This window comes from Xanthomonas sp. 3498 (genome assembly GCF_014199795.1).
Taxonomy (GTDB): Bacteria; Pseudomonadota; Gammaproteobacteria; order Xanthomonadales; family Xanthomonadaceae; genus Xanthomonas_A; species Xanthomonas_A rydalmerensis.
This window is the reverse complement of record NZ_JACHOH010000002.1, coordinates 990,445-1,013,210: the sequence shown is the minus strand read 5'-3', so window position 1 is coordinate 1,013,210 and position 22,766 is coordinate 990,445. Positions and strand designations below refer to the sequence as shown.

Here is a 22,766-nt window from a genome sequence, read left to right as displayed (position 1 = left end):
ACTTCGTGATGAGCACTTCCGTCTACACCGGCGCCAAGGCGTACTTCCCGGGCATCGGCCGCATCCCGTTCGAAGGCAAGGCTTCGGACAACCCGCTGGCGTTCAAGGTCTACGACGCCGACAAGAAGATCGGCGACAAGACCATGGCCGAGCACCTGCGCTTCGCCGTGGCCTACTGGCACAGCTTCTGCGGCAACGGCGCCGATCCGTTCGGCCCGGGCACGCGCGCCTATCCCTGGGATGCCGGCAGCGATGCGCTGGGCCGGGCCGAGGCCAAGGCCGATGCGGCATTCGAGTTCTTCACCAAGCTCGGCGTGCCGTACTACTGCTTCCACGACGTCGACCTGGCGCCGGACGCCGAGGACGTGGGGCAGTATGAAAAGAACCTCAAGCACATGGTCGGTATCGCCAGGCAGCGCCAGGCCGAGACCGGGGTCAAGCTGCTGTGGGGCACCGCCAACCTGTTCTCGCACCCGCGCTACATGAACGGTGCGGCGACCAACCCGGACTTCGACGTGGTCGCGCGCGCGGCGGTGCAGGTCAAGGCCGCGCTGGAGGCGACCGTGGAGCTGGGCGGCGAGAACTACGTGTTCTGGGGCGGCCGCGAAGGCTACGCCTGCCTGCACAACACGCAGATGCGGCGCGAGCAGGAGCACCTGGCGCGTTTCCTGACCCTGGCCCGCGACTACGGCCGCAGCATCGGCTTCAAGGGCAATTTCCTGATCGAGCCCAAGCCGATGGAGCCGATGAAGCACCAGTACGACTTCGACAGCGCCACCGTGGTCGGCTTCCTGCGCCAGTACGGCCTGGACAAGGACTTCAAGCTCAACATCGAGGCCAATCACGCCACGTTGTCCGGGCACAGCTTCGAGCACGACCTGCAGGTGGCCAGCGACGCCGGCCTGCTCGGCAGCATCGACGCCAACCGCGGCAACCCGCAGAACGGCTGGGACACCGACCAGTTCCCGGTCGACCTGTACGACACGGTGGGGGCGATGCTGGTGGTGGTGCGGCAGGGCGGGCTGGCCCCGGGCGGGCTCAACTTCGACGCCAAGGTGCGCCGCGAGTCGTCCGATCCGCAGGACCTGTTCATCGCCCACATCGGCGGCATGGACGCGTTCGCGCGCGGCCTGGAAGTCGCCCATGCGCTGCTGACCGCCTCGCCGCTGGAACAGTGGCGCCGCGAGCGCTACGCCAGCTTCGACAGCGGCGCCGGCGCGGCCTTCGCCGCCGGCAAGAGCACGCTGGCCGACCTGGCCGCGCACGCTGCGCAGGCCGGCGAGCCGACCCAGCGCAGCGGCCGCCAGGAAGCCTACGAGAACCTGATCAACCAGTACCTGCTGCGCTGAACCGGTGCGCGGCGGCGGCCCGGTGCCGCCGTCGCGCATGCTGCTTCCGCGCGCCGGCCGTCTTCCTCTTGCACGCCACCAGGTGAATCCATGTCCAGTGTTCCGATCGATCGCCACGCCGACGCCGGCGAGAACACCCGTCTCATCATCCTGATCAGCTGCGTCGCCACCATCGGCGGCTTCCTGTTCGGCTTCGACAGCGGCGTCATCAACGGCACCGTCGACGGCCTCAAGGCGGCCTTCCAGTCCAGTTCCGCCGGCACCGGCTTCGAGGTCGCCTCGATGTTGCTGGGCTGTGCGGTCGGCGCGTTCCTGGCCGGCTCGCTGGCCGACCGCTGGGGCCGGCGTACGGTGCTGATCGTGTCGGCGGCGCTGTTCCTGGTGTCGGCGCTGGGCGCCGGCGCGGCGCACAACTCGGCGGTGTTCGTGCTGGCGCGGATGATGGGCGGTTTCGCGGTGGGCGCGGCCAGCGTGATGTCGCCGGCCTACATCGCCGAGGTCGCCTCGGCGCGCTACCGCGGGCGCCTGGCCACGGTGCAGCAGATCGCCATCATCGGCGGCCTGTTCTGCGCCTTCCTCAGCAACTACCTGCTGGCCAAGGCCGCCGGTGCGTCCACCGAGGCGCTGTGGCTGGGCCAGCCGGCCTGGCGCTGGATGTTCTGGATGCAGGCGCTGCCGTCCACGGCGTTCCTGCTGCTGTTGCTGGCGATTCCGGAAAGCCCGCGCTTCCTGGTGGTGAAGGGCCGCCGCGAGCAGGCGCTGGCGGTGCTGACCCGTCTGTACGGTGCCGCCGCCGCGCAGACCAAGCTGATCGAGATCTCCGGGTCGCTGTCGGCCGATCAGCACAAGCCGCGCCTGTCGGACCTGGTCAGCAAGGTCACCGGCAAGGTCCGCCCGATCGTGTGGATCGGCATCGGCCTGGCCACGTTCCAGCAACTGGTCGGCATCAACGTGGTGTTCTATTACGGCGCGGTGCTGTGGCAGGCGGTGGGCTTCTCCGAGAGCGATGCGCTGTTGATCAACGTGCTGTCCGGCGCGCTGAGCATCGGCGCCTGCCTGGTCACGGTGGTGCTGATCGACCGGATCGGGCGCAAGCCGCTGCTGTGGATCGGTTCGGCCGGCATGGCGGTGTCGCTGGCGCTGGTCACCATCGCCTTCGCCAGCGCCTCGCTGGATGCGGCCGGCAAGCTGGCGCTGTCGCCGGGCATGGGCCGGCTGGCGCTGATCGCCGCCAACGTCTACGTGGTCTTCTTCAACATGTCCTGGGGCCCGGTGATGTGGGTGATGCTGGGCGAGATGTTCCCCAACCAGATCCGCGGCTCGGGCCTGGCGGTGGCCGGCGCGGCGCAGTGGATGTCCAATTTCGCCATCACCGTGACCTTCCCGGTCCTGCTCGGCAGCATCGGCCTGGCCGGCGCCTACGGCATCTACACCGTGGCCGCCTTCCTGTCGGTGTTCTTCGTGCTGCGCTACGTGTACGAGACCAAGGGCAAGGAACTGGAGCAGATGCAGGGCTGAGGCGGAGGCTGGCGCGCGCGGCGCGCGTGCCGCGTCCGGGTCGATGCGTCTGCAGCGAGCGGCTGAAGGCATTGGCAAAGCGGCGAGGGCGCTGCGCGCTCCGTACCCTCACCCCAACCCCTCTCCCGGTGGGAGAGGGGCTTTGGCTTCTCCCTTCTCCCCTCGGGACCATGGCCCCCTTCTCGGGGGAAGGTGCCCCGCAGGGGCGGATGAGGGCACGGGCAAGCCGCGCGAGGAGGTCCACGCGACCCAGCCGGACACGGCAGCCCACACCGGCCCGACGAAAGGGCCTGCACCGCTAACGGCTGAGGTGGGCCATGAGCGCTCCTCTCGGTGTGGCCTGGATATGTTATTTTATAACAATTGTAAGCCTGGCTTCCTTACCTTTCCCTCGCCCCTTGCCGCTCCAGTCGATCCGATGAATCTGCAGACACCCTTGCCGTTGCCCGATGTCGCCGCCGACGAACCTTCGGAGATCGCCGCTCCCCTGAACTGGGTCGGCATGGACGGCATCGCGCTGCCGATCTGCCTGGAGACGGGCGAGGGCGGAAATGCGACGGCAGTGCCGGCGCAGGCCGCGCTCGCCGTCGACCTGCCGTCGGCCCAGGTCAAGGGCATCCATATGTCGCGGCTGTACCGCCTGCTCGACGAAGCCGCGGAGCAGCCGCTGTCGCCGTCGCGGCTGTCGCAGTTGCTGCGGGCGATGGTGCACAGCCATGCCGACTGCGCCTCCACCGCGGCACGGGTGTCGCTGCGCCTGGAACTGCTGCGGCGCCGTCCGGCGCTGCGCAGCCCGGGGCTGGCGGGGTGGAGGGCGTATCCGCTGCGGATCGACGCCGAACTGCGCGGCGGCGTGGTTCGCCTGGGACTGGGCGTGGAGCTGCTGTATTCCTCGACCTGCCCCTGTTCGGCGGCGCTGGCACGGCAACTGCTCAGCGAGGCCTTCGTGCAGCAGCACCTGGACCAGGCCTCGCTGTCGCGCGAAGCGGTCGCGGACTGGCTGCTCCGGCACGGCAGTCATGCCACTCCGCACAGCCAGCGCAGCGTGGCCTCGGTGCGGGTGGGCGTGTCGGCGCGCGCGGTGCGCTTCGATGCCGAGGCCCTGATCGCGCTAGCCGAGCAGGCCCTGGCCACGCCGGTGCAGGCGGCGGTGCGCCGCGCCGACGAACAGGCGTTCGCACGCCGCAACGGCGAGAACCTGATGTACGTGGAGGACGCCGCGCGGCGCCTGCAGCAGGCGCTGGGCGCGCGCTATGCCGAGGTGCAGGTGCAGGTGCGGCATCTGGAGAGCCTGCATGCGCACGATGCGGTGGCGGAGACTGCGTCGCCGCCGGTCGCCATCGCAGCCGGGCAGCCTGCGCACTGATTCGGCGCGGACCAGCCGGGCGGCGGCCTGGCCGTGGCCTGCATGCGGATCTGCGTCGACCCGATCGCGCCCAGCGCTTGAGTCAGCGCGAGGGCCTCGGGTTCTTCGAAACGCTGACCGACGTGCGCAGCCGCCTGGGGCGATGGCGCTTGGCGTCCGGCCTCCCAGGATGCGGCGTTGCCGGCCACCGCCGGTCCCCGAAACGCAAAAAACCCCGCCAGGGCGGGGTTTTTGCTGTGTCGCGCTGCAGGCGAGGCGAGGATGGCGCTCCCTAGGGGACTCGAACCCCTGTTTTAGCCTTGAGAGGGCCACGTCCTAACCACTAGACGAAGGGAGCGTTTGGTCGCGTCGATTGCAGCGCGCTAGTATATGGGTCTCGCCGCCCTTCGGCAATCCCGCAACCCGATACGGAAGCGCCATCATCAATCCGCCAGTTCCATCGCCATTCACCCTGCGCGCGATCCCGCGCGATCAGCACCCCATCTCGCGCAAGGACATCAGCCCCAACGCCCTGCGCGTGCTGTACCGGCTGCGCGAGGCCGGCTTCGGCGCGTACCTGGTCGGCGGCGCAGTCCGCGACCTGCTGGTCCAGGTGCAGCCCAAGGACTTTGACGTCGCCACCGACGCGACCCCCGAGCAGGTCAAGCAGTTGTTCCGCAACTGCCGCCTGATCGGCCGCCGCTTCCGCCTGGCGCACGTGGTCTACGGCCGCGAGATCATCGAGGTCGCCACGTTCCGCGCCAACGTCGACGACGGCAGCGGCGACCGCGAGGTGGATAACGGCCGCCTGGTCCGCGACAACGTCTACGGCAGCATCGAGGACGACGCGGTACGCCGCGACTTCACCTGCAACGCCCTGTACTACGCGATCGAGGACTTCTCGGTGCGCGACTACACCGGCGGCTTCGAGGACGTGCAGGCGCGGCTGATGAAGCTGATCGGCGATCCCGAGCAGCGCTACCGCGAGGACCCGGTGCGCATGCTGCGCGCGGTGCGCCTGGCGGCCAAGCTCGACTTCGAGATCGAGGCCGGCACCGCCGAGCCGATCCCGCGCCTGGCCGGGCTGCTGGCCGAGGCCGCGCCGGCACGGCTGTTCGAGGAAGTGCTCAAGCTGTTCCTGTCCGGCCACGGCGTGGCCAGCTTCGAGGGCCTGGAGCGGCACGGCCTGCTCGCCGCGCTGTTCCCGGAGAGTGCGGCGGCGCTGCGTTCCAACCGCAGCGGCGCGCTGCGGCGGATGCTGATCGAAGGCCTGCGCAACACCGATGCCCGCGTCGCCAACGACGAGCCGGTGTCGCCGGCGTTCCTGTTCGCCCTGTTGCTGTGGCCGGCCTACTGCCGCGCGCTGATGACCCTGCAGAAGCAGGGCATGCAGATGGAGGAGGCGCAGCGCCGCGCCGCCGACCGGGTGACCCTGCACCAGCTGAGCACCGTGGCGCTGCCGCGGCGCTTCTCGCTGCCGATGCAGGAGATCTGGCTGCTGCAGTCGCGCTTCACCTCGCGCCAGAAGAAGCGGGTGGTGCGCACGCTGTCGCATCCGCGCTTCCGCGCCGCGTTCGACTTCCTGATCGTGCGCCAGTCGGCCTCCGACGAGCATGCGGCCGACATCGCCTACTGGCGCGAACTGCAGCAGCAGCCCGGCTATGCGCCGCCGCCGCGCGGCTTCGATCCGGACGTGGACTACGCCGGTGACGAGCTGGCGTTCGCGCCGCCTGCCGACAGCGAAGAGACCCCCAAGCGCCGCCGGCGCCGGCGTCGCCGTCCGGACGCCACCGCGCCCCTCGAGTGAGCGCCGTTGTGGAGACGCCGGTCCAGGCCTGCATCGGCCTGGGCGGCAACCTCGGCGATGCCGCGGCGACCCTGCGCGCGGCCCTGGCCGCGCTCGATACCTTGCCGCAGACCCGCCTGCTGCGCGCCTCGCAGCTGTACCGCAGCCCGGCCTGGGGCCGCGAGGACCAGCCGGACTTCATCAACGCCGCGGCGCTGGTGGCCACCACGCTGCCGGCGCCGGTCTTGCTGCAGTCGCTGCTGGACCTGGAAAGCCGCCACGGCCGCCAGCGCCTGCCCGGCGAACGCTGGGGCCCGCGCACCCTGGACCTGGACCTGCTGCTGTACGCCGAGGCGGTGATCGACCTGCCCGGGCTGCAGGTGCCGCATCCGTTCCTGCACCAGCGCGCCTTCGTCCTGCTGCCGCTGGCCGAGATCGCCGCCGAGGCAGTCGTTCCGGGGCATGGAACGGTGCGTGACGTCCGCGACCGCATCGAAACCGGCGGGATCGTGCCAATCGGTAGATAATGCTCGGCTCATTACCGCAGCACATGAACTTATGAGCAGCCACGCCGACAGCAAGCCCTGGACCGTTCCCGCCCTGGCCGAGGCCAAGCGCCGCCAGCAGAAGCTGGTGATGCTGACCGCCTACGACGCCGGCTTCGCGCGTGCGTTCGACGCCAATGGCGTGGACCTGATCCTGATCGGCGATTCGCTGGGCATGGTGGTGCAGGGCCACGACTCGACCCTGCCGGTGACCGTGGACGACATCGTCTACCACACCGCTGCGGTGGCGCGGGTGCTGCAACGCGCGCTGCTGGTGGCCGACCTGCCGTTCCAGTCCGATGCCACGCCCGAGCGCGCGCTGGATGCGTCGACCCGGCTGCTGCAGGCCGGTGCGGAGATGGTCAAGCTGGAGGGCGCCGGCCACAAGCTGGAGGTGATCCGTTTCCTCAGCGAACGCGACATCCCGGTGTGCTCGCACCTGGGCCTGACCCCGCAGTCGGTGCTGACCTTCGGCGGCTACAAGATCCAGGGGCGCGAGGAGGCCGCCGCGGCCAAGTTGCTCGCCGACGCCAAGGCGGTCGCCGCGGCCGGCGCCGCGCTGCTGGTGCTGGAATGCGTGCCGTCGCCGCTGGCCGCGCGGATCACCGCCGAGATCGGGATTCCCACCATCGGCATCGGCGCCGGCCCCGATTGCGACGGCCAGGTGCTGGTGATGCACGATTTCCTCGGCCTGGACAGCGGCCACCGCCGCCCGCGCTTCGTCAAGGATTTCCTGGCCGAAGGCGGTTCCATCGCCGGGGCGGTGCGCGCCTACGCCGACGCGGTGCGCGCCGGTACCTTCCCCGACGCCGAACACGCCTACGCCAAATGATCGAGACCATCACCGACCTGGCCCGGCTGCGCGCCACCGTTTCCGGCTGGAAGCGGCAGGGCCTGCGCGTGGCCTTCGTGCCGACCATGGGCAACCTGCATGCCGGACATTTCTCGCTGGTGATGCTGGCGCGGCAATACGCCGACCGCGTGGTGTCCAGCGTGTTCGTCAACCCGACCCAGTTCGGCCCGAACGAGGATTTCACCCGTTATCCGCGCACCCCGGAAGCCGACACCAGCGGCCTGGAAGGCGCCGGCTGCGACGTGCTGTGGCTGCCGACGGTGGAGAGCATGTATCCGCTGGGCGTGGAGCTTGCGCTGCGCATGCATACCCCGGGCGTCAGCGAGGTGCTGGAAGGCGCCTGCCGGCCCGGCCATTTCGATGGCGTGTGCACCGTGGTCGCGCGCCTGTTCAACCAGGTGCAGCCGGACCTGGCCGCGTTCGGCAAGAAGGACTACCAGCAGCTGGCGGTGATCCGGCAGATGGTGGCCGACCTGGCGTTCCCGATCGAGATCCTCGGCGGTGGCATCGTGCGCGAGGCCGACGGCCTGGCGATGAGTTCGCGCAACCAGTACCTGTCGGCCGAGGAGCGGCCGCGTGCCACGCACATCCATCGCACCCTGCTGGCGATGCGCGAGGCCCACCTGGCCGGGCGCCCGCGCGCCGAGGTGGAGGCCGCGGCAACCGCGCAACTGCAGGCGGCCGGCTTCGAGGTCGACTACAGCGTGCTGCGCGCGCCCGACCTGAGCGAGCCGCAGGACGGCCGCGGTCCGCGCGTGGCGCTGATCGCCGCGCGCCTGGGCCGCACCCGGCTGATCGACAACCTGGAATTCTGAGCAAGGCAGGCCTAGGGTCGTTGTCGCAGGAGCGGCTTCAGCCGCGACAGGCTTTCCCGCGGGGGCGGTCGCGGCTGAAGCCGCTCCTACGATGGTTTGAGGCCGCGCCTCACCACCGCCAGCTAACCCCTCGGCTGCTAAACTGCGCGTCTTTCCTGACCGCAGTCCCGTGCCATGCAACTGAGCCTGTTGAAGACCAAGATCCACCGCGCCACCGTCACCCATTCCGAGCTGAACTACGAGGGCTCGATCGCCATCGACGGGCTGCTGCTGGACGCGACCGGCATCCGCGAGTTCGAGCAGGTGCACATCTGGGACGTGACCAATGGTGCGCGGTTCAGCACCTACGCGATCCGCGCCGACGAGGGCAGCGGCATCATTTCGCTCAACGGCGGCGCCGCGCGCCACGTGCAGGTCGGCGACCTGATCATCATCGCCGCCTTCGCCGGCATGAGCGAAGAGGAAGCCGCGCGCTTCCAGCCGACCCTGGTCTACGTGGACGGCAAGAACAAGATCACCCACACCAACCACAGCATCCCAAAGCAGGCCGCATGACACAGTCCACCGGTTTCGACGCACTGCATTCCCACGCCCAGCGCCTGCGCGGGGCGCGCCTTCCCGACCTGCTGGCGGCCGAACCCGGCCGTGCCGAGACGTTGGCGCTGCAGGTCGGACCGCTGTACTTCAATTTCGCGCGGCAGAAGTACGACCGCGCCGCGCTCGACGCGCTGCTCGCGCTGGCCGCCGACCACGACCTGGCCGGCGCCTTCCAGCGCCTGTTCCGCGGCGAGACGGTCAACGTCACCGAAGGCCGCGCCGCGTTGCACACCGCGCTGCGCGGCGACCTCACCGGCGCGCCGGTGGCCAGCCAGGCCCACGCCAGCGCGCGCGAGGTGCAGCAGCGCATGCGCGCCCTGATCGATGCATTGGCGCAGACCGAGGTCACCGACATCGTCAGCGTCGGCATCGGCGGCTCCGATCTGGGCCCGCGCCTGGTCGCCGATGCGCTGCGTCCGGTCGCCGGCGCGCGCTTCCGCGTGCACTTCGTCTCCAACGTGGACGGCGCGGCGATGCAGCGCACCCTGGCCACGCTGGACCCGGCGCGCACCGCCGGCGTGCTGATCTCCAAGACCTTCGGCACCCAGGAAACCCTGCTCAACGGCCAGATCCTGCGCGACTGGCTGGGCGGCAGCGAGCGCCTGTACGCGGTCAGCGCCAATCCCGAACGCGCCGCCAAGGCCTTCGACATCGCCGCCGGCCGCGTGCTGCCGATGTGGGACTGGGTCGGCGGCCGCTATTCGCTGTGGTCGGCGGTGGGCTTCCCGATTGCGCTGGCGATCGGCGCCGACGCCTTCGAACAGTTGCTGGACGGTGCCGCGCAGTTCGACGCGCACGCCCTGAACGCGCCGCTGGAGCGCAACGTGGCCGTGCTGCACGGCCTGACCACGCTGTGGAACCGCAACCTGCTCGGCTACGCGACGCAGGCGGTGATGACCTACGACCAGCGCCTGGCGCTGCTGCCGGCCTACCTGCAGCAGTTGGTGATGGAAAGCCTGGGCAAGCGCGTGCGGCTGGACGGCAGCCCGGTCGAGGCCGATACCGTGCCGGTGTGGTGGGGCGGCGCCGGCACCGACGTGCAACACAGCTTCTTCCAGGCGCTGCACCAGGGCACCAGCATCGTGCCGGCCGACTTCATCGGCTGCATCCGCAACGACGACCCGTACACCGTCAACCACCAGGCGCTGCTGGCCAACCTGCTGGCGCAGACCGAGGCGCTGGCGAACGGGCAGGGCAGCGACGATCCGGCCCGCGACTACCCGGGTGGCCGCCCGAGCACGCTGATCCTGCTCGACGCGCTGACCCCGCAGGCGCTGGGCGCGCTGATCGCCATGTACGAGCACAGCGTGTACGTGCAGTCGGTGGTCTGGGGCATCAACGCCTTCGACCAGTTCGGCGTCGAACTGGGCAAGCAACTGGCCAGCCAGTTGCTGCCGGCGCTGCAGGGCCAGTCCACCGAGGTTGCCGACCCGGTCACGCGCGCGGTGCTGGCGCGGTTGCAGGGCTGAGCGAGAACGCATCCGATCGCGCGAGCCAAGGGCTCGCGCGATCCTTCGGGCGCCGTGCGGCGTCCTACGCGTCGTCCAGGCGCAACCCGACCGGGTCGCCGGTGAGATAGCCCACCGCCGCGCCGTAGCGGTCCTTGTAGTTGGCGCGGATCAACGGATCCAGCTGCGCCTTGACCTTGTCGTGCAGCGGGCTTTCCCAGTCGCCGGGATGCTGGAAGTTGCTCATCACGTAGGTCCAGCCGTGGATCTCGTCGACCGCGTGCAGGCCGGTGGATTCGGCGCCGGCCGGCACCGACAGCAGGCGCGACAGCTTGCCGGTGTCGACGTTGTAGGCCCACAGGAAGTTGTTCACGTGCATGGCGCTGTCCTCGCCGATGAACAGTGTGCGCAAGCGTTCCGAGAACTTGATGTTGTCCGGATTGGCGATGCGCTCCGGGTCGGCCAGATTGCCCAGTGCATCGGCTGCGGGCAGATCGCGACCGACCAGCGCGGGCGGGGCACTCATGGACACCGGCACCCACTCGCTGCGGATCGGCTGGCCGAGATGGTCGCGCTGGCCGCCGCGCAGCGGCAGCGCATAGATCGCGCCGGCGGTCGGGCCTTCCACGCGGATGTCGCCGGAACCGTCGAGCATGCTGCCCTGGATGTAGGACATCGCCGAGTAGGCGATGCGGTCGCGGGTGTCGACCGTGGTGCCTTCCATCTTGGTGAAACCCAGGCTGCCGCCGACCAGCGCGGCGTAGCGGTGGGTTTCCAGGAAGGCGGCGGCCTGTTCCATGCCCGGGCGCAGCCGCACCCAGTTGAAGCCGCCGCTGTAGGGAATGCGGGTGTAGCTGGGGTCGCCCGGATCGCGCGTGGCCACGTCCATGATGTCGTCGATGCGCAGCACGTCGGCCATCGCTTCGATCTCGTCGCTGCAGGCGCTGCCCAGGCGGATCCAGTCCAGCGTGGCCGCGCCGGGGCCGCTGGCCGAGCGCTGTCGCCACTTCGCCACGTACAGGGTGCCGCTGGACAGGTCGCAGTCGCGGTCGGCAACGAACAGGAACAGGCCGCCGTTGCTGGCATCGTCGCCCATCAGCACGGTGCGCCGGTCCGGCATCACCTGCACCAATTCGTGCGAGATGCGGCCCAGACAGTAGTGCTTGCGGATGCTGCCGCTGCCGTCGGCGTGCACGGTCACTTCGGGCAGGTGCCCGTAGTGATACGGGTTGGCGCGCGTGGGATCGCCGTAGAGGTGTTCGCTGAAGCGCTGGAATTGGGTGTTGCCGGCGATGCTGGCGGCATCGGGTTCGTATTCTTCGCTGGACAGGTGCGTGTTCCAGGGCGAAAGGCTGGCGCCACAGGTGGTCCACAGGCCGTGGACCGCCGAGGTGTCGACGTTGTGGTACTTGACCAGGCGCAGGTGGCCGGTGCGCGGGTCCTGGTCCAGGGTCAGCACCGCGATCGGCGCCGGCAGCTGGCGATAGGTGCCGTTGCCGGCGAGATCGCGCGTGGTGTATTCGAACTGCACCACCGCGAACACCGTGTTGCCGCGCACGCCGGGCACCTGCGCATGCGGCAGGGTCAGCAGCGACGAGCCATCGGGACAGTCCGAGAAGAACGGGCGTTCGCTGCCGGGGATCGAGCGATCCAGGATCGGCCGGTTGTGGATGTCGTAGTAGCCGCCGGCCAGCACGGTGCCGCCCTTACCGTCAGGGACCTGGTCGCCGGTCATGAAGAACGGCCGGTAGGCCAGGGCGAAGCGTTGGCGACTGCCGTCGTGCAGGATCACCTCGACATGCGAGCGCACGCTGGTGGTGGCCATCGCCGCCGGCTCGGCCAGCGACGGAGCCGCCATGCCGTCGAAGCTGACCGCGCGCACGCGCGGCCGTGGCGGGCGGCCTGGCCGCGGCGCGGGCAGGGGCGGCAGACGCGCGGCCGCAGGATCGCTCGCCAACGCGGCGGCGGAAAGACTGCCCAGCGGCAGCAGGGAGGTGCCGGCCAGCAGGCGCAACGCTCGGCGGCGACCGGAATCGGGGAGATGCGACATCGGGGGACTCTCCAGAAAGGCGGGATACCGGTCACTCCCCTCTGTGCCGGCGCGGTCCAACCTAGGTGCGCTTGGTGACATTTGTTTGAAACCTGCGAACGCACGCGCCGTCGGCAGACGCGTCGAACACGGCTGCGCCTTGCGCAGTGCGCGCTCCGCTCGATATTGCGATGCAGCAAACGCCGTCGCGGCGGATGGCACCGGGGAGCGCGGTCGATGACCCGGATGCGGCCCCGCACAAGCGAAGCCGGTATTCCATCGCTATAGCGTCAACCGATATCCCGGCGGCATCGCGGCATACCTCGCGGCGCGGTTGACAGGCTTGGGGCGATTCGGGAAGCGTAGGCGCCGGCCGCACTCGGCGTGTGCGGTCCGGCCGCGACATGGCATGCGTTCGCCGTTCCTGGGAGGGAGTCTCTTGCACACACAGCCTGTTGGCGCGACCGCGCCGCTTCGCACTGCGCTGGCCGCGGCCGCTGCGCTTGGCCTACTCGCCCTGGTCGCGGCGGTTCCGGGCCGCTCGGTTCCCGCCACGGCGGCCCCGGCCCCTGCGCCGCCGCCGATCCACCCGGAACTGTGGCCGTCGCCGGCCTGGCCGCTGAAGGAGGATCCGGCGCTGGAGGCGCGCATCACCAAGCTGATGGCGCAGATGTCGGTGGAGCAGAAGGTCGGGCAGACCGTGCAGGGCGACATCGGCAGCATGACCCCGGACGACGTGCGCCGCTATCACATCGGCTCGGTGCTGGCCGGCGGCAATTCCGATCCCGGCGGCAAGTACGACGCCAGCCCGGCGCAATGGCTGGCGCTGGCCGATGCCTACTACGCGGCGTCCATGCAGAAAGACGGTGCCGGCCCGGCGATTCCGATCATTTTCGGCATCGACGCGGTGCACGGGCAGAGCAACATCGTCGGCGCCACGCTGTTCCCGCACAACATCGGCCTGGGCGCGACGCGCGACCCGGAATTGATGCGCAAGATCGGCGAGATCACCGCCGCCGAGACCCGCACCACCGGCATGGAGTGGACCTTCGCCCCGACCGTGGCGGTGCCGCAGGACGACCGCTGGGGCCGCACCTACGAGGGCTATTCCGAGTCGCCCGAGGTGGTGGCCAGCTACGCCGGCAAGATGGTCGAGGGCCTGCAGGGCGTGCCCGGCACGCCCGGTTTCCTCGACGGCACGCACGTGATTTCCTCGGTCAAGCACTTCCTCGGCGACGGCGGCACCACCGACGGCAAGGACCAGGGCGACACCCGGATCAGCGAACAGCAGCTGCGCGACATCCACGGCGCCGGCTATCCGCCGGCGATCGCGGCCGGCGCGCAGTCGGTGATGGCCTCGTTCAACAGCTTCAACGGGGTCAAGATGCACGGCCACAAGGCCATGCTGACCGACGTGCTGAAGGGGCAGATGCATTTCGGCGGCTTCGTGGTCGGCGACTGGAACGGCCACGGCCAGGTGCCCGGTTGCCGCAACGACGACTGCCCGGCCGCGTTCAACGCCGGCGTGGACATGCTGATGGCGCCAGACAGCTGGAAGGGCGTGTACGAGAACGCGCTGAAGGCAGTGAAGTCGGGCGAGATCCCGATGGCGCGGCTGGACGATGCGGTGCGGCGCATCCTGCGGGTGAAGCTGCGCCTGGGCCTGTTCGAGGCCGGCAAACCGTCGCAGCGCCCGCTCGGCGGCAAGTTCGCATTGCTCGGCGCGCCCGAGCACCGGGCGGTAGCGCGGCAGGCGGTGCGCGAATCGCTGGTGCTGCTGAAGAACCAGCAGCAGGTGTTGCCGCTGAAGCCGCAGATCAAGCTGCTGGTCGCCGGCGATGGCGCCAACGACATGGGCAAGCAGGCCGGCGGCTGGACCCTGAACTGGCAGGGCACCGGTACCAAGCGCGCCGACTATCCCAACGGCACCACCATCTGGGAAGGCTTGCAGCAACAGGTCACTGCCGCCGGCGGCAGCGCCGAACTGGCGGTGGACGGCAAGTTCACGACCAAGCCGGACGTGGCGGTGGTGGTGTTCGGCGAGAATCCCTACGCCGAGTTCCAGGGCGACATCGCCACGCTGCTGTACAAGCCCGGCGACGACAGCGACCTGGAGTCGATCAAGTCGCTGAAGGCGCAGGGCATTCCGGTGGTGGCGGTGTTCCTGAGCGGGCGGCCGCTGTGGGTGAACCGCGAGATCAACGCCGCCGATGCCTTCGTCGCGGCCTGGTTGCCAGGCTCGGAAGGCGCCGGCATCGCCGACGTGCTGCTGCGCAAGCCCGACGGCAGCGTGCAATACGATTTCCACGGCAAGCTGAGCTTCTCCTGGCCGCGCACCGCGGTGCAGTTCGCCAACAACGTCGGGCAGAAGAACTACAACCCGCAGTTCGCCTTCGGCTACGGCCTCACCTACGAGGACAAGGGCGATCTGAACCGCCTGTCCGAGGTGTCCGGGGTCTCCGGCGCGCAGGCGGTGGGCGGGGTGTACCTGGATCGCGGCAAGCCGGCGACGGGCATCAACCTGATCCTGTTCGGCGGCGCCCAGGCCAACCTGCCGGCGACGACCTTTCCGGCGGCGTTGGCCGACGGGTCGCTCAAGGCCACCGCGATCGACTACAAGGCGCAGGAGGATGCGCGCCGCTTGGTCTGGTCCGGTACCGGCAAGGCGGGGCTGGCGCTGGTGTTGCCCAAGCCGCTGGACGTCTCGCGCGAGAGCAATGGCGACCTGCAATTGATCCTGACCCTGAAGGTGGATGCGGCTCCCAGCGGCGCCGCCCGCATCGGCGTGGCCTGCGGCCATGACTGCGGCGCGCGCCTGGACCTCGGCAAGGCGCTGGCCGCGTTGCCCAAGGGCGAGTGGCGCACCCTCGGCGTGCCGCTGAAGTGCTTCGCGGTGGCCGGCGCCGATGTGACCCGGCTCGAGCGCCTGCCGCTGATCGAGAGCGACGGCGCGCTGGATCTCTCGCTGTCGCGGATCGCGCTGGGCAGCAGCAACGAAGCGCAGAGCGTGGTCGACTGCCCGCTGCGCTGAGTGGCGGCGCAGGCGGCCGCCGCGCCGCCATGGCAAATACGAACGGCGCCGCCCGGGTGGGCGGCGTCATGGACAACGATGCGAACCGGGCTGCGGCCCGCAGGAGAAGGCAGTGGGTCTGGCGACGTTGGATGTGGCGATCGTGGTGGTGTATCTGGCGGGCATCTTCATGCTCGCGCAATGGGTCTCGCGGGAGAAGGCCGGGCACCGCAAGAGTGCCGAGGACTACTTCCTGGCCAGCAAGACCCTGCCGTGGTGGGCGATCGGCGCCTCGTTGATCGCGGCGAACATCTCCGCCGAGCAGATCATCGGCATGGCCGGCTCCGGCTACGCGATCGGCCTGGCGATCGCCTCCTACGAATGGATGGCGGCGCTGACGTTGCTGATCGTCGGCAAGTTCTTCCTGCCGATCTTCCTGCGCAACGGCATCTACACCATGCCGCAGTTCCTGGAACAGCGCTACGGCAAGTGGATCCGCACGCTGATGGCGGTGTTCTGGCTGCTGCTGTACGTGTTCGTCAACCTGACCTCGATCCTGTGGCTCGGCTCGATCGCGGTGAGCCAGGTCACCGGCATGGACCAGACCCTGGCGCTGGCGCTGATCGGCGTGTTCGCGCTGGTCTACCAGCTGTACGGCGGGTTGAAGGCGGTGGCGCTGACCGACATCGTGCAGGTCACCCTGCTGGTGCTGGGCGGCCTGCTGGTCGCCGGCCTGACCCTGTCGCGGATCGGCGACGGTGCCGGCGTGCTCGCCGGCTTCCGGCACCTGTGGAACGCGCACCCCGAGCACTTCCACATGATCCTGTCCAAGGACAACCCGTTCTACAAGGATCTGCCAGGCCTGAGCGTGCTGATCGGCGGCCTGTGGGTGATGAACATCAGCTACTGGGGCTTCAACCAGTACATCATCCAGCGCGCGCTGGCGGCCAAGAACATCGGCGAGGCGCAGAAGGGCATGGTGTTCGCCGCGTTCCTGAAGCTGCTGATGCCGGTGGTGGTGGTGGTGCCGGGCATCGCCGCGGTGGTGCTGGCGCCGGACCTGGCCAAGCCCGACCAGGCCTATCCGACGATGATGCAACTGCTGCCCAGCGGCATCCTCGGCCTGGTGTTCGCCGCGCTGGTGGCGGCGATCGTGGCTTCGCTGGCGTCCAAGATCAATTCGGTGGCGACCATCTTCACCCTGGACTTCTACGCCAAGTTCCGCCCGCAGGCCGACCAGCCGCAGCTGGTGCGGGTCGGCCGCGTGGCCGCGGTGGCCTCGGTGCTGATCGGCATCCTCACCGCGCGGCCGCTGCTGGGCAATTTCGACCAGGGCTTCCAGTTCATCCAGGAATTCACCGGCTTCTTCACCCCGGGCGTGGTGGTGATCTTCATGCTCGGCCTGTTCTGGAAGCGCGCCAACGAGGCCGGCGCGCTGACCGCGGCGATCGGCTCGGTGCTGCTGTCGTTCGCGCTGAAGAAGCTGTGGCCGGAACTGCCGTTCATGGACCGCATCGGCCTGGTGTTCGTGCTGTCGCTGGTGGCGGCGGTGCTGGTGTCGCTGCTGACCCCGCAGGCGCCGGCGCGCGACCTGATCCGTACCGACGACGTGCGCTACGGCACCACGCTGGGCTTCAAGCTCGGCGCCGCGGCGGTGATCGCGATCCTGGTGGCGTTGTACGCGGTGTTCTGGTGAGCCACGGGCGGGCCGTGGCGCGGCGCGCTCAGGCGTCGCCGCCCTGCCACGGCTCGGCCAGCCAGGCGTCGAGCGCGTCGGCCGGCATCGGCCGCGCGATCCAGTAGCCCTGGCCTTCGTCGCAGCCCCAGTCGCGCAGCATCCGGTACACGGTTTCGCTCTCGATGCCCTCGGCCACCACCTGCTGGCCGAAGTCGTGGCCGAGATGGATCATCGACGGCACCAGCATGCCGTCGCTGCGGCTGCCGGGCAGGGCGCGGATGAACGACTGGTCGATCTTCAGCGCGCTGGCCGGGATGTTCTTCAGATAGCCGAGGTTGCTGTAGCCGGTACCGAAGTCGTCGATGGCGATCTTCACCCCGAGCGCGCTGATCTGCTGCAATTGCTCGGCCACGCGCTGCGGGTCGCGGATCATCGCGCTCTCGGTGAACTCGATCTCCAGCGCGCCGGGCGCCAGCGCATGCTGCTGCAGCAGCGCCTGCAGCCGGGCGATGAAGTCGGCCTGTTCCAGGTCCACCGCCGACACGTTCAGCGCTACGCTGAAGGTATAGCCGCGCTGTTGCCACAGCGCCGCCTGGGCGATGCCGGCGCGCAGCACCCAGGCGGTGATCCGGCTCATCAGCGCGGTCTTTTCCGCCAAGGGGATGAAGTCGTTCGGCGCCACCGTGCCCAGCAACGGATGCTGCCAGCGCAGCAGCGCTTCCACGCCCACGCATGCGCCGCTGCGCAGGCTCACCCGCGGCTGGTAATGCAGGCTCAGCTGGTTCCGTGCCTCCAGCGCCTCGGGCAAGGCGGCCAGGATCCGGAAGGCATTGCGCTGGCTGGCGTCGTGGCTGCGCTCGTACAGGCTCCAGCGCTGCCCGCGCTGGCGCGCCATGTCCACCGCGGTGGTCAGCGAGCGCACCGTGTGGTTGGCGCTGAGCGCCCCGTCCAGGCGCACCGCGCCCAGCGAGGGGCTGGCCGCATGCGGAATGCCCTGGTGGTCGATCGCCGCGGCGAAGGCGTCGCAGACGTGTTCGCACCAGTACTCAAGATGCGCCGTGTCGCTGCCTTCCATGATGAACACGAAGGTGGTGGTGTCGATGCGGTACAGCGGCAGGCTACCCAGCGCCTGGCGCAGGCGATCGCGCGCGGCCAGCAGGTAGCCCTCGGCGTACTCCCAGCCCAGCGCCTTGACCATGTCGCGGAAATAGTCGATGCCGCACACGTCGATCGCCACCGCCGTGTCGTGCTGGTCGGCGGTCTGAAGCGACAGCCACATGGTCAGGTCGTCGTTGAAGCGGCTGCGGTTGGGCAGGCCGGTCAACGCATCGACGAAGCCGCTGTTGCGCAGCGTGTCGATGCGGACCATCAGCAGGTCGCGCAGGTCCTGCAGGGTGCGGCGCGCGACCTCGTCGAACTCGTGGCGCGGCTCGCTGTCGATCACGCACAGCGTGCCGAGGCTGGCGCCGTCGGCCATCAGCAGCGGCGCACCGGCGTAGAAGCGGATGAACGGCGGGCCGGTGACCAGCGGGTTGTCGCGGAAGCGCGGATCCTGGCGCGCATCGGGCACGAACATCAGTTCCGGGCTGTGGATCGCATGCGCGCAGAACGCCTGGCTGCGCGGCGTCTGCGCAGCCTCCAGGCCGACCCGGGACTTGAACCACTGGCGCTGTTCGTCGATCAGCGAGACCAGTGCGATCGGCACCCGCAGGTAGCGGGACGCCAGCTGCGTGACCAGATCGAAGACATGGTCGGCGGGCGTGTCCAGCAGGCACAGCTGGCGCAGGGCGCTGAGCCGTTGCGGCTCGTCCAGCAAGGCGGGTGGGGGTGATTTCAACATACCGAATTAGCGGCCCGGTACCAGGGGACTTGAGCGCCGGCCGGGCCGGTGTCTACGCTGCCGCGCGGTTCAGCGTGGCGGGTCGCGCTGTGGGCTGGGCCGTTTGGCCAGCTTGCGCTGCAGCGAGCGGCGGTGCATGCCGAGCAGGCGCGCGGCGGCGGAGACGTTGCCGCCGGTCTCGTGCATGGCCTGCTGGATGTGTTCCCACTGCAGGCGGCTGAGCGGGGTCATCGCGTCCGGCACGTCGCTGCCGTCCTCGTCTTCCTCTTCCTCGGCCTCCAGGCCGATCGCGCGCAGGATCATCGGCACGGTGGCCGGCTTGGGCAGGTAGTCGTCGGCGCCGAGCTTGATCGCCTCCACCGCGGTGGCGATGCTGGCGTAGCCGGTGACCAGCAGGATGCGCATGTCGGCGCGGATCGCGCGCAGCGGCTGGATCAGCGCCAGGCCGGATTCGTCGCCGAGCTTCAGGTCGATCAGCGCGTAGTCCGGCGGCGCCTCGGCGGCCAGCGCCAGCGCGGCGGCGGCGCTGTCGGCGGTGCGCGTCTCCAGGCCGCGGCGGGCGAGGGTGCGCTGCAGGGTGCGCAGGTACAGCGGATCGTCGTCGACCAGCAGGCCCAGCGGGGTGTCGGTGTTCATGCGGAGGTCTCCAGGGCGAGCAGCGGCAGGCGGAAGCCGACCCGGGCGCCGTGGTCCGGTGCCGGCTCGGTCCACAGCTCGCCGCCCAGGCGTTCGATGGTCGCGTGCGACAGCGCCAGGCCCACACCCATGCTCTCGGGCTTGCCGCTGCGGAACAGGGTGGCCGGCAGGCCGACCTGGTTGGCGTCGAAGCCGCCGCCGTAGTCGCGGACCTCGCCGACCAGTTCGCTGCCGGTGACGCGCACGGTCAGGTCCACCTGCGGGTGGCCGGCGCGTTCGCCGGCGTCGGCGGCGTTGTTCAGCAGCACCTGCAGCAGGTGGCCGATGGCGCTTTCCATGCGCAGTTGCAGCGGCGCGTCGTCGTTGCGGCGCAGGCGCACGGTGGGCCGTACCAACTGCCACTGATGCAGCACCTGCGTCAGCGATACGGTCTGGCCGCCGGCGCGCTGCGCGGGGGCGGCCAGCGCCAGCACCCGTTCGCGGCACTGCACCAGCAGTTCGCGCAGCGTGTCCAGGTCTTCACGCAGTTCCGGCTGCTGGCTCTGTTCGGCGATGTCGTCGGTGAGCAGGGTCATCGTCGCCAGCGGCGTGTTCAGCTCGTGCGCCACCGACGCAGCATGGGTGGCCAGGGCGACGATGCCCTCGTTGCGGGTGAAGCGCTCGCGCAGCAGTGCCAGCTCGCGCTCGCGTTCGCGCATGGCCATCGCCAGGCGGGTGGAGAACACCAGCACCACCACCGTGGACAGCAGGAAGTTGGCGGCCATGCCCCAGCGCTGCAGGTCCAGCGCCTGATAGGGGCCGTGCGGCAGCGGCAGGCCGAACAGCGCGCTGACCGCATAGCCGGCCACGCAGGCCAGCGCCACCGCCAGCGCCCAGCGCAGCGGCAGGGCCAGCACCGCCAGCGCGATCAGCACCAGGAACAGCGAGCCGAAGGCATTGCCGATGCCGCCGCTCCAGCCGACCATCCAGGTCAGCACGGTCACGTCGACCAGGATGTGGCCGAAGGCGGTGGCCGGCGCGGCCGAGTCGGCATGGCGCAGGCGCAGTTGCGCGTACAGGTTGAACAGCGCCAGCACCGCCACGCCGGCCCACAGCGGCGCCTGCGGCAGCGGCAGTTGCAGCGGCCAGGTCGCCACCAGGATCGTCGCGGCCTGGCCGGCGGTGGCCAGCCAGCGCAGGCTGCACAGGGTGCGCAGGAAGGAGGCGTCGGTGGAATCCATGCTGCGCATCGTATGCGCTGGACCGGGGGCCTGCCTGCGACAAACCGTCGCAGCGTCACCGGTCTCGCTGAATCGCCGGTGCCGGCGCGTGCGGCAGGACGTGCCGCGCAGGCTAAAATGGGCGCATGTACGACGCCGTCAGCCGCCCCACGCCCCCCGCCGATGCCGCGCCCTGGGCGCGCCGTCTCACCCAGCCGGTCCGCATCGGCGGCGTCACCATGGGCGGCGGCAAGCCGGTGGTGGTGCAGTCGATGACCAACACCGACACCGCCGACGTCGCCTCCTCGGTCAAGCAGGTGGCCGAACTGTGGCGCGCCGGCTCGGAACTGGTGCGCCTGACCGTCAACAATCCCGAGTCGGCCGCGGCGATCCCGCGCATCGTCGACAAGCTGCGGATGATGGGCATCGAGGTGCCGCTGATCGGCGACTTCCACTACAACGGCCATCAGTTGCTGGCCGCCGAGCCGGCCTGCGCCGAGGCGCTGGCCAAGTACCGGATCAATCCCGGCAACGTCGGCTTCGGCAAGAAGAAGGACACCCAGTTCGCGCAGCTGATCGAGTTCGCGCTGAAGTACGACAAACCGGTGCGCATCGGCGCGAACTGGGGTTCGCTGGACCAGGCGCTGGCCGCGCAACTGATGGACGAGAACTCGCGGCGCGAAGTGCCGTGGGACGCCGGCCGGGTGCTGCGCGAGGCGCTGATCCGTTCGGCGCTGGACTCGGCCGAGCGTGCGGTGGAACTGGGCCTGGGCCGCGACCGCATCGTGCTCAGCTGCAAGGTCAGCGGCGTGCAGGAACTGATCGCGGTGTACCGCGACCTGGCGCAGCGCTCGGACTTCGCCCTGCACCTGGGCCTCACCGAGGCCGGCATCGGCAGCAAGGGCATCGTCGCCTCCAGCGCGGCGCTGGCGGTGCTGCTGCAGGAAGGCATCGGCGACACCATCCGCATCTCGCTGACCCCGGAGCCGGGGCAGTCGCGCACGCAGGAAGTGATCGTCGCCCAGGAGCTGCTGCAGACCACCGGCCAGCGCGCCTTCACTCCGCTGGTCACCGCCTGCCCGGGCTGCGGCCGCACCACTTCCGAGTTCTTCCAGGAGCTGGCCAAGGTGGTGCAGAACCACGTCCGCGCGAAGATGCCGGAGTGGAAGGTGACCCATCCCGGCGCCGAGAGCATGACCCTGGCGGTGATGGGCTGCGTGGTCAACGGGCCGGGCGAGTCGCGCCACGCCAACATCGGCATCTCGCTGCCGGGCACCGGCGAGGCACCGGCCGCGCCGGTGTTCATCGACGGCGAGAAGAAGGTGACCCTGCGCGGCGAGAACATCGCCCACGAGTTCGTCGCGCTGATCGACGACTACGTCGAACGTACCTATGTCCGCCGCACCGGGTGAGTCCGCCGCCGAGGCGGCCGGCCTGCGCCGCTGGCTGCGGTTGAACGCCTGGCGCGTGGTGCTGCTGTTCGCGGGGGTGCTGCTGCCGTTGGGCGTGTTCGTGATGCTGGCCGAGGACGTGCACGCACTCGAAGACCTCTATTTCGACGAGCCGCTGCTGTGGAGCATGCGCGGCCTGACCAGCCCCGGCTGGGACCGCTTCTTCACCGTGGTCACCGAGGCCGGTTACCAGTACGGCGTGATCCCGCTGGACACGCTGATCGTGTTGGTGCTGCTGGGCCTGCGCCGCTGGCGCGAGGCGCTGTTCGCCGCGTTGTCCTTCATCGGCTCGGCGCTGCTGAACATGGGCGCCAAGCAGTTCTTCCAGCGCGACCGGCCCAGCCTGTGGGAGTCGATCGCGCCGGAGCACCACACCTTCAGTTTTCCCAGCGGCCACGCGATGGGCTCGATGACCCTGGCAGCGGTGCTGATCGCGCTGAGCTGGCGTACCCGCTGGCGCTGGCCGGTGCTGTGGCTGGCCGGCAGTTTCACCCTATTGGTCGGTGTGTCGCGGGTGTACCTGGGCGTGCATTACCCCTCGGACATCCTCGGCGGCTGGAGCGCGGCCCTGGTCTGGGTGGTGGGGCTGTACCTGCTGCTGTTCCGCGGCGAACGCCGGCCGCGTTGGCGGGCGCGGCGCGCGCTGGCCGCCACCGACGCGCGCTGA

At 69.9% G+C, this 22,766-nt stretch carries 17 protein-coding genes and 1 tRNA gene; 13 read left to right on the top strand and 5 right to left on the bottom strand.

The features are described 5' to 3' along the window. The first annotated feature begins 8 nt into the window (after positions 1-8). The 3 genes from xylA to folE2 all read left to right on the top strand — a co-directional run bounded on the left by xylA (position 9) and on the right by folE2 (position 4,233). Positions 9-1,349, top strand: coding sequence for a xylose isomerase (gene xylA / locus GGR66_RS09455; RefSeq protein ID WP_184448051.1), 1,341 nt, complete (start codon positions 9-11; stop codon positions 1,347-1,349). Between the two features lie 90 nt (positions 1,350-1,439). After that, positions 1,440-2,867, top strand: coding sequence for a sugar porter family MFS transporter (locus GGR66_RS09450; RefSeq protein WP_160968947.1), 1,428 nt, complete (start codon positions 1,440-1,442; stop codon positions 2,865-2,867). Positions 2,868-3,285: 418 nt separating this feature from the next. After that, positions 3,286-4,233 carry a GTP cyclohydrolase FolE2 gene (gene folE2, locus GGR66_RS09445; RefSeq protein WP_184448050.1) on the top strand — a complete coding sequence of 316 codons (948 nt, stop codon included), beginning with the start codon at positions 3,286-3,288 and terminating at the stop codon, positions 4,231-4,233. 262 nt (positions 4,234-4,495) lie between these two features. Here folE2 and GGR66_RS09440 read toward each other — a convergent pair. After that, positions 4,496-4,570: transfer RNA gene (locus tag GGR66_RS09440), tRNA-Glu, on the bottom strand. A 30-nt stretch (positions 4,571-4,600) separates the two neighbouring features. Between GGR66_RS09440 and pcnB the strand changes: the two genes are divergently transcribed. The 6 genes from pcnB (at position 4,601) to pgi (ending at position 10,277) form a co-directional block, all read left to right on the top strand. Beyond that, positions 4,601-6,019, top strand: coding sequence for a polynucleotide adenylyltransferase PcnB (gene pcnB, locus GGR66_RS09435; protein ID WP_160969037.1), 1,419 nt, complete (start codon positions 4,601-4,603; stop codon positions 6,017-6,019). 8 nt (positions 6,020-6,027) lie between these two features. After that, entirely contained in the window at positions 6,028-6,525 is a 498-nt protein-coding gene (folK, locus tag GGR66_RS09430) for a 2-amino-4-hydroxy-6-hydroxymethyldihydropteridine diphosphokinase (protein WP_184448131.1), read from the top strand. A 31-nt stretch (positions 6,526-6,556) separates the two neighbouring features. Continuing rightward, a complete protein-coding gene (gene panB, locus GGR66_RS09425) occupies positions 6,557-7,375 on the top strand; it encodes a 3-methyl-2-oxobutanoate hydroxymethyltransferase (protein ID WP_184448049.1) in 819 nt (272 codons plus the stop codon). After that, entirely contained in the window at positions 7,372-8,211 is an 840-nt protein-coding gene (gene panC, locus GGR66_RS09420; protein WP_160968955.1) for a pantoate--beta-alanine ligase, read from the top strand. The genes panB and panC overlap by 4 nt, the downstream gene beginning before the upstream one ends. Positions 8,212-8,385: 174 nt before the next feature. Beyond that, on the top strand, positions 8,386-8,766 hold the full coding sequence (gene panD, locus GGR66_RS09415; RefSeq protein ID WP_160968957.1) for an aspartate 1-decarboxylase: 381 nt from the start codon (positions 8,386-8,388) through the stop codon (positions 8,764-8,766). Continuing rightward, positions 8,763-10,277, top strand: coding sequence for a glucose-6-phosphate isomerase (pgi, locus tag GGR66_RS09410; RefSeq protein ID WP_184448048.1), 1,515 nt, complete (start codon positions 8,763-8,765; stop codon positions 10,275-10,277). The genes panD and pgi overlap by 4 nt, the downstream gene beginning before the upstream one ends. Before the next feature lie 64 nt (positions 10,278-10,341). On the opposite strand, the gene GGR66_RS09405 is transcribed toward pgi, so the two are convergent. Then, positions 10,342-12,306: an alkaline phosphatase PhoX gene (locus GGR66_RS09405; protein ID WP_184448047.1), complete on the bottom strand. Its 1,965-nt coding sequence runs from the start codon at positions 12,304-12,306 to the stop codon at positions 10,342-10,344. A gap of 463 nt (positions 12,307-12,769) precedes the next feature. On the opposite strand from GGR66_RS09405, the gene GGR66_RS09400 reads away from it, so the two are divergent. Continuing rightward, positions 12,770-15,316, top strand: a complete 2,547-nt coding sequence (locus GGR66_RS09400; RefSeq protein ID WP_326520975.1) for an exo 1,3/1,4-beta-D-glucan glucohydrolase — start codon at positions 12,770-12,772, stop codon at positions 15,314-15,316. Positions 15,317-15,428: 112 nt separating this feature from the next. Further along, positions 15,429-16,991, top strand: coding sequence for a sodium/sugar symporter (locus tag GGR66_RS09395; RefSeq protein WP_160968975.1), 1,563 nt, complete (start codon positions 15,429-15,431; stop codon positions 16,989-16,991). Positions 16,992-17,019: 28 nt separating this feature from the next. Here GGR66_RS09395 and GGR66_RS09390 read toward each other — a convergent pair whose 3' ends face one another. The 3 genes from GGR66_RS09390 to GGR66_RS09380 all read right to left on the bottom strand — a co-directional run bounded on the left by GGR66_RS09390 (position 17,020) and on the right by GGR66_RS09380 (position 20,669). Further along, positions 17,020-18,813 carry a sensor domain-containing phosphodiesterase gene (locus GGR66_RS09390; RefSeq protein WP_184448045.1) on the bottom strand — a complete coding sequence of 598 codons (1,794 nt, stop codon included), beginning with the start codon at positions 18,811-18,813 and terminating at the stop codon, positions 17,020-17,022. Positions 18,814-18,882: 69 nt separating this feature from the next. Beyond that, positions 18,883-19,449, bottom strand: coding sequence for a response regulator transcription factor (locus GGR66_RS09385; protein ID WP_160958516.1), 567 nt, complete (start codon positions 19,447-19,449; stop codon positions 18,883-18,885). Further along, positions 19,446-20,669, bottom strand: a complete 1,224-nt coding sequence (locus GGR66_RS09380; RefSeq protein WP_167087634.1) for an ATP-binding protein — start codon at positions 20,667-20,669, stop codon at positions 19,446-19,448. Before GGR66_RS09380 ends, GGR66_RS09385 begins: the two co-directional genes overlap by 4 nt. A gap of 125 nt (positions 20,670-20,794) precedes the next feature. On the opposite strand from GGR66_RS09380, the gene ispG reads away from it, so the two are divergent. Beyond that, entirely contained in the window at positions 20,795-22,060 is a 1,266-nt protein-coding gene (gene ispG / locus GGR66_RS09375) for a flavodoxin-dependent (E)-4-hydroxy-3-methylbut-2-enyl-diphosphate synthase (RefSeq protein WP_017913396.1), read from the top strand. Continuing rightward, on the top strand, positions 22,041-22,766 hold the full coding sequence (locus GGR66_RS09370; protein WP_048489048.1) for a phosphatase PAP2 family protein: 726 nt from the start codon (positions 22,041-22,043) through the stop codon (positions 22,764-22,766). The genes ispG and GGR66_RS09370 overlap by 20 nt, the downstream gene beginning before the upstream one ends.

What these genes read in the sequence shown, in the direction of transcription:
- xylA (WP_184448051.1), top strand. Translation starts at nt 9, where the DNA reads ATGAGCACTTCCGTCTACACCGGCGCCAAGGCGTACTTCCCGGGCATC.
- GGR66_RS09450 (WP_160968947.1), top strand. Translation starts at nt 1,440, where the DNA reads ATGTCCAGTGTTCCGATCGATCGCCACGCCGACGCCGGCGAGAACACC.
- folE2 (WP_184448050.1), top strand. Translation starts at nt 3,286, where the DNA reads ATGAATCTGCAGACACCCTTGCCGTTGCCCGATGTCGCCGCCGACGAA.
- panB (WP_184448049.1), top strand. Translation starts at nt 6,557, where the DNA reads ATGAGCAGCCACGCCGACAGCAAGCCCTGGACCGTTCCCGCCCTGGCC.
- panC (WP_160968955.1), top strand. Translation starts at nt 7,372, where the DNA reads ATGATCGAGACCATCACCGACCTGGCCCGGCTGCGCGCCACCGTTTCC.
- panD (WP_160968957.1), top strand. Translation starts at nt 8,386, where the DNA reads ATGCAACTGAGCCTGTTGAAGACCAAGATCCACCGCGCCACCGTCACC.
- pgi (WP_184448048.1), top strand. Translation starts at nt 8,763, where the DNA reads ATGACACAGTCCACCGGTTTCGACGCACTGCATTCCCACGCCCAGCGC.
- GGR66_RS09405 (WP_184448047.1), bottom strand. Translation starts at nt 12,306, where the DNA reads ATGTCGCATCTCCCCGATTCCGGTCGCCGCCGAGCGTTGCGCCTGCTG.
- GGR66_RS09390 (WP_184448045.1), bottom strand. Translation starts at nt 18,813, where the DNA reads ATGTTGAAATCACCCCCACCCGCCTTGCTGGACGAGCCGCAACGGCTC.
- GGR66_RS09385 (WP_160958516.1), bottom strand. Translation starts at nt 19,449, where the DNA reads ATGAACACCGACACCCCGCTGGGCCTGCTGGTCGACGACGATCCGCTG.
- GGR66_RS09380 (WP_167087634.1), bottom strand. Translation starts at nt 20,669, where the DNA reads ATGGATTCCACCGACGCCTCCTTCCTGCGCACCCTGTGCAGCCTGCGC.
- ispG (WP_017913396.1), top strand. Translation starts at nt 20,795, where the DNA reads ATGTACGACGCCGTCAGCCGCCCCACGCCCCCCGCCGATGCCGCGCCC.
- GGR66_RS09370 (WP_048489048.1), top strand. Translation starts at nt 22,041, where the DNA reads ATGTCCGCCGCACCGGGTGAGTCCGCCGCCGAGGCGGCCGGCCTGCGC.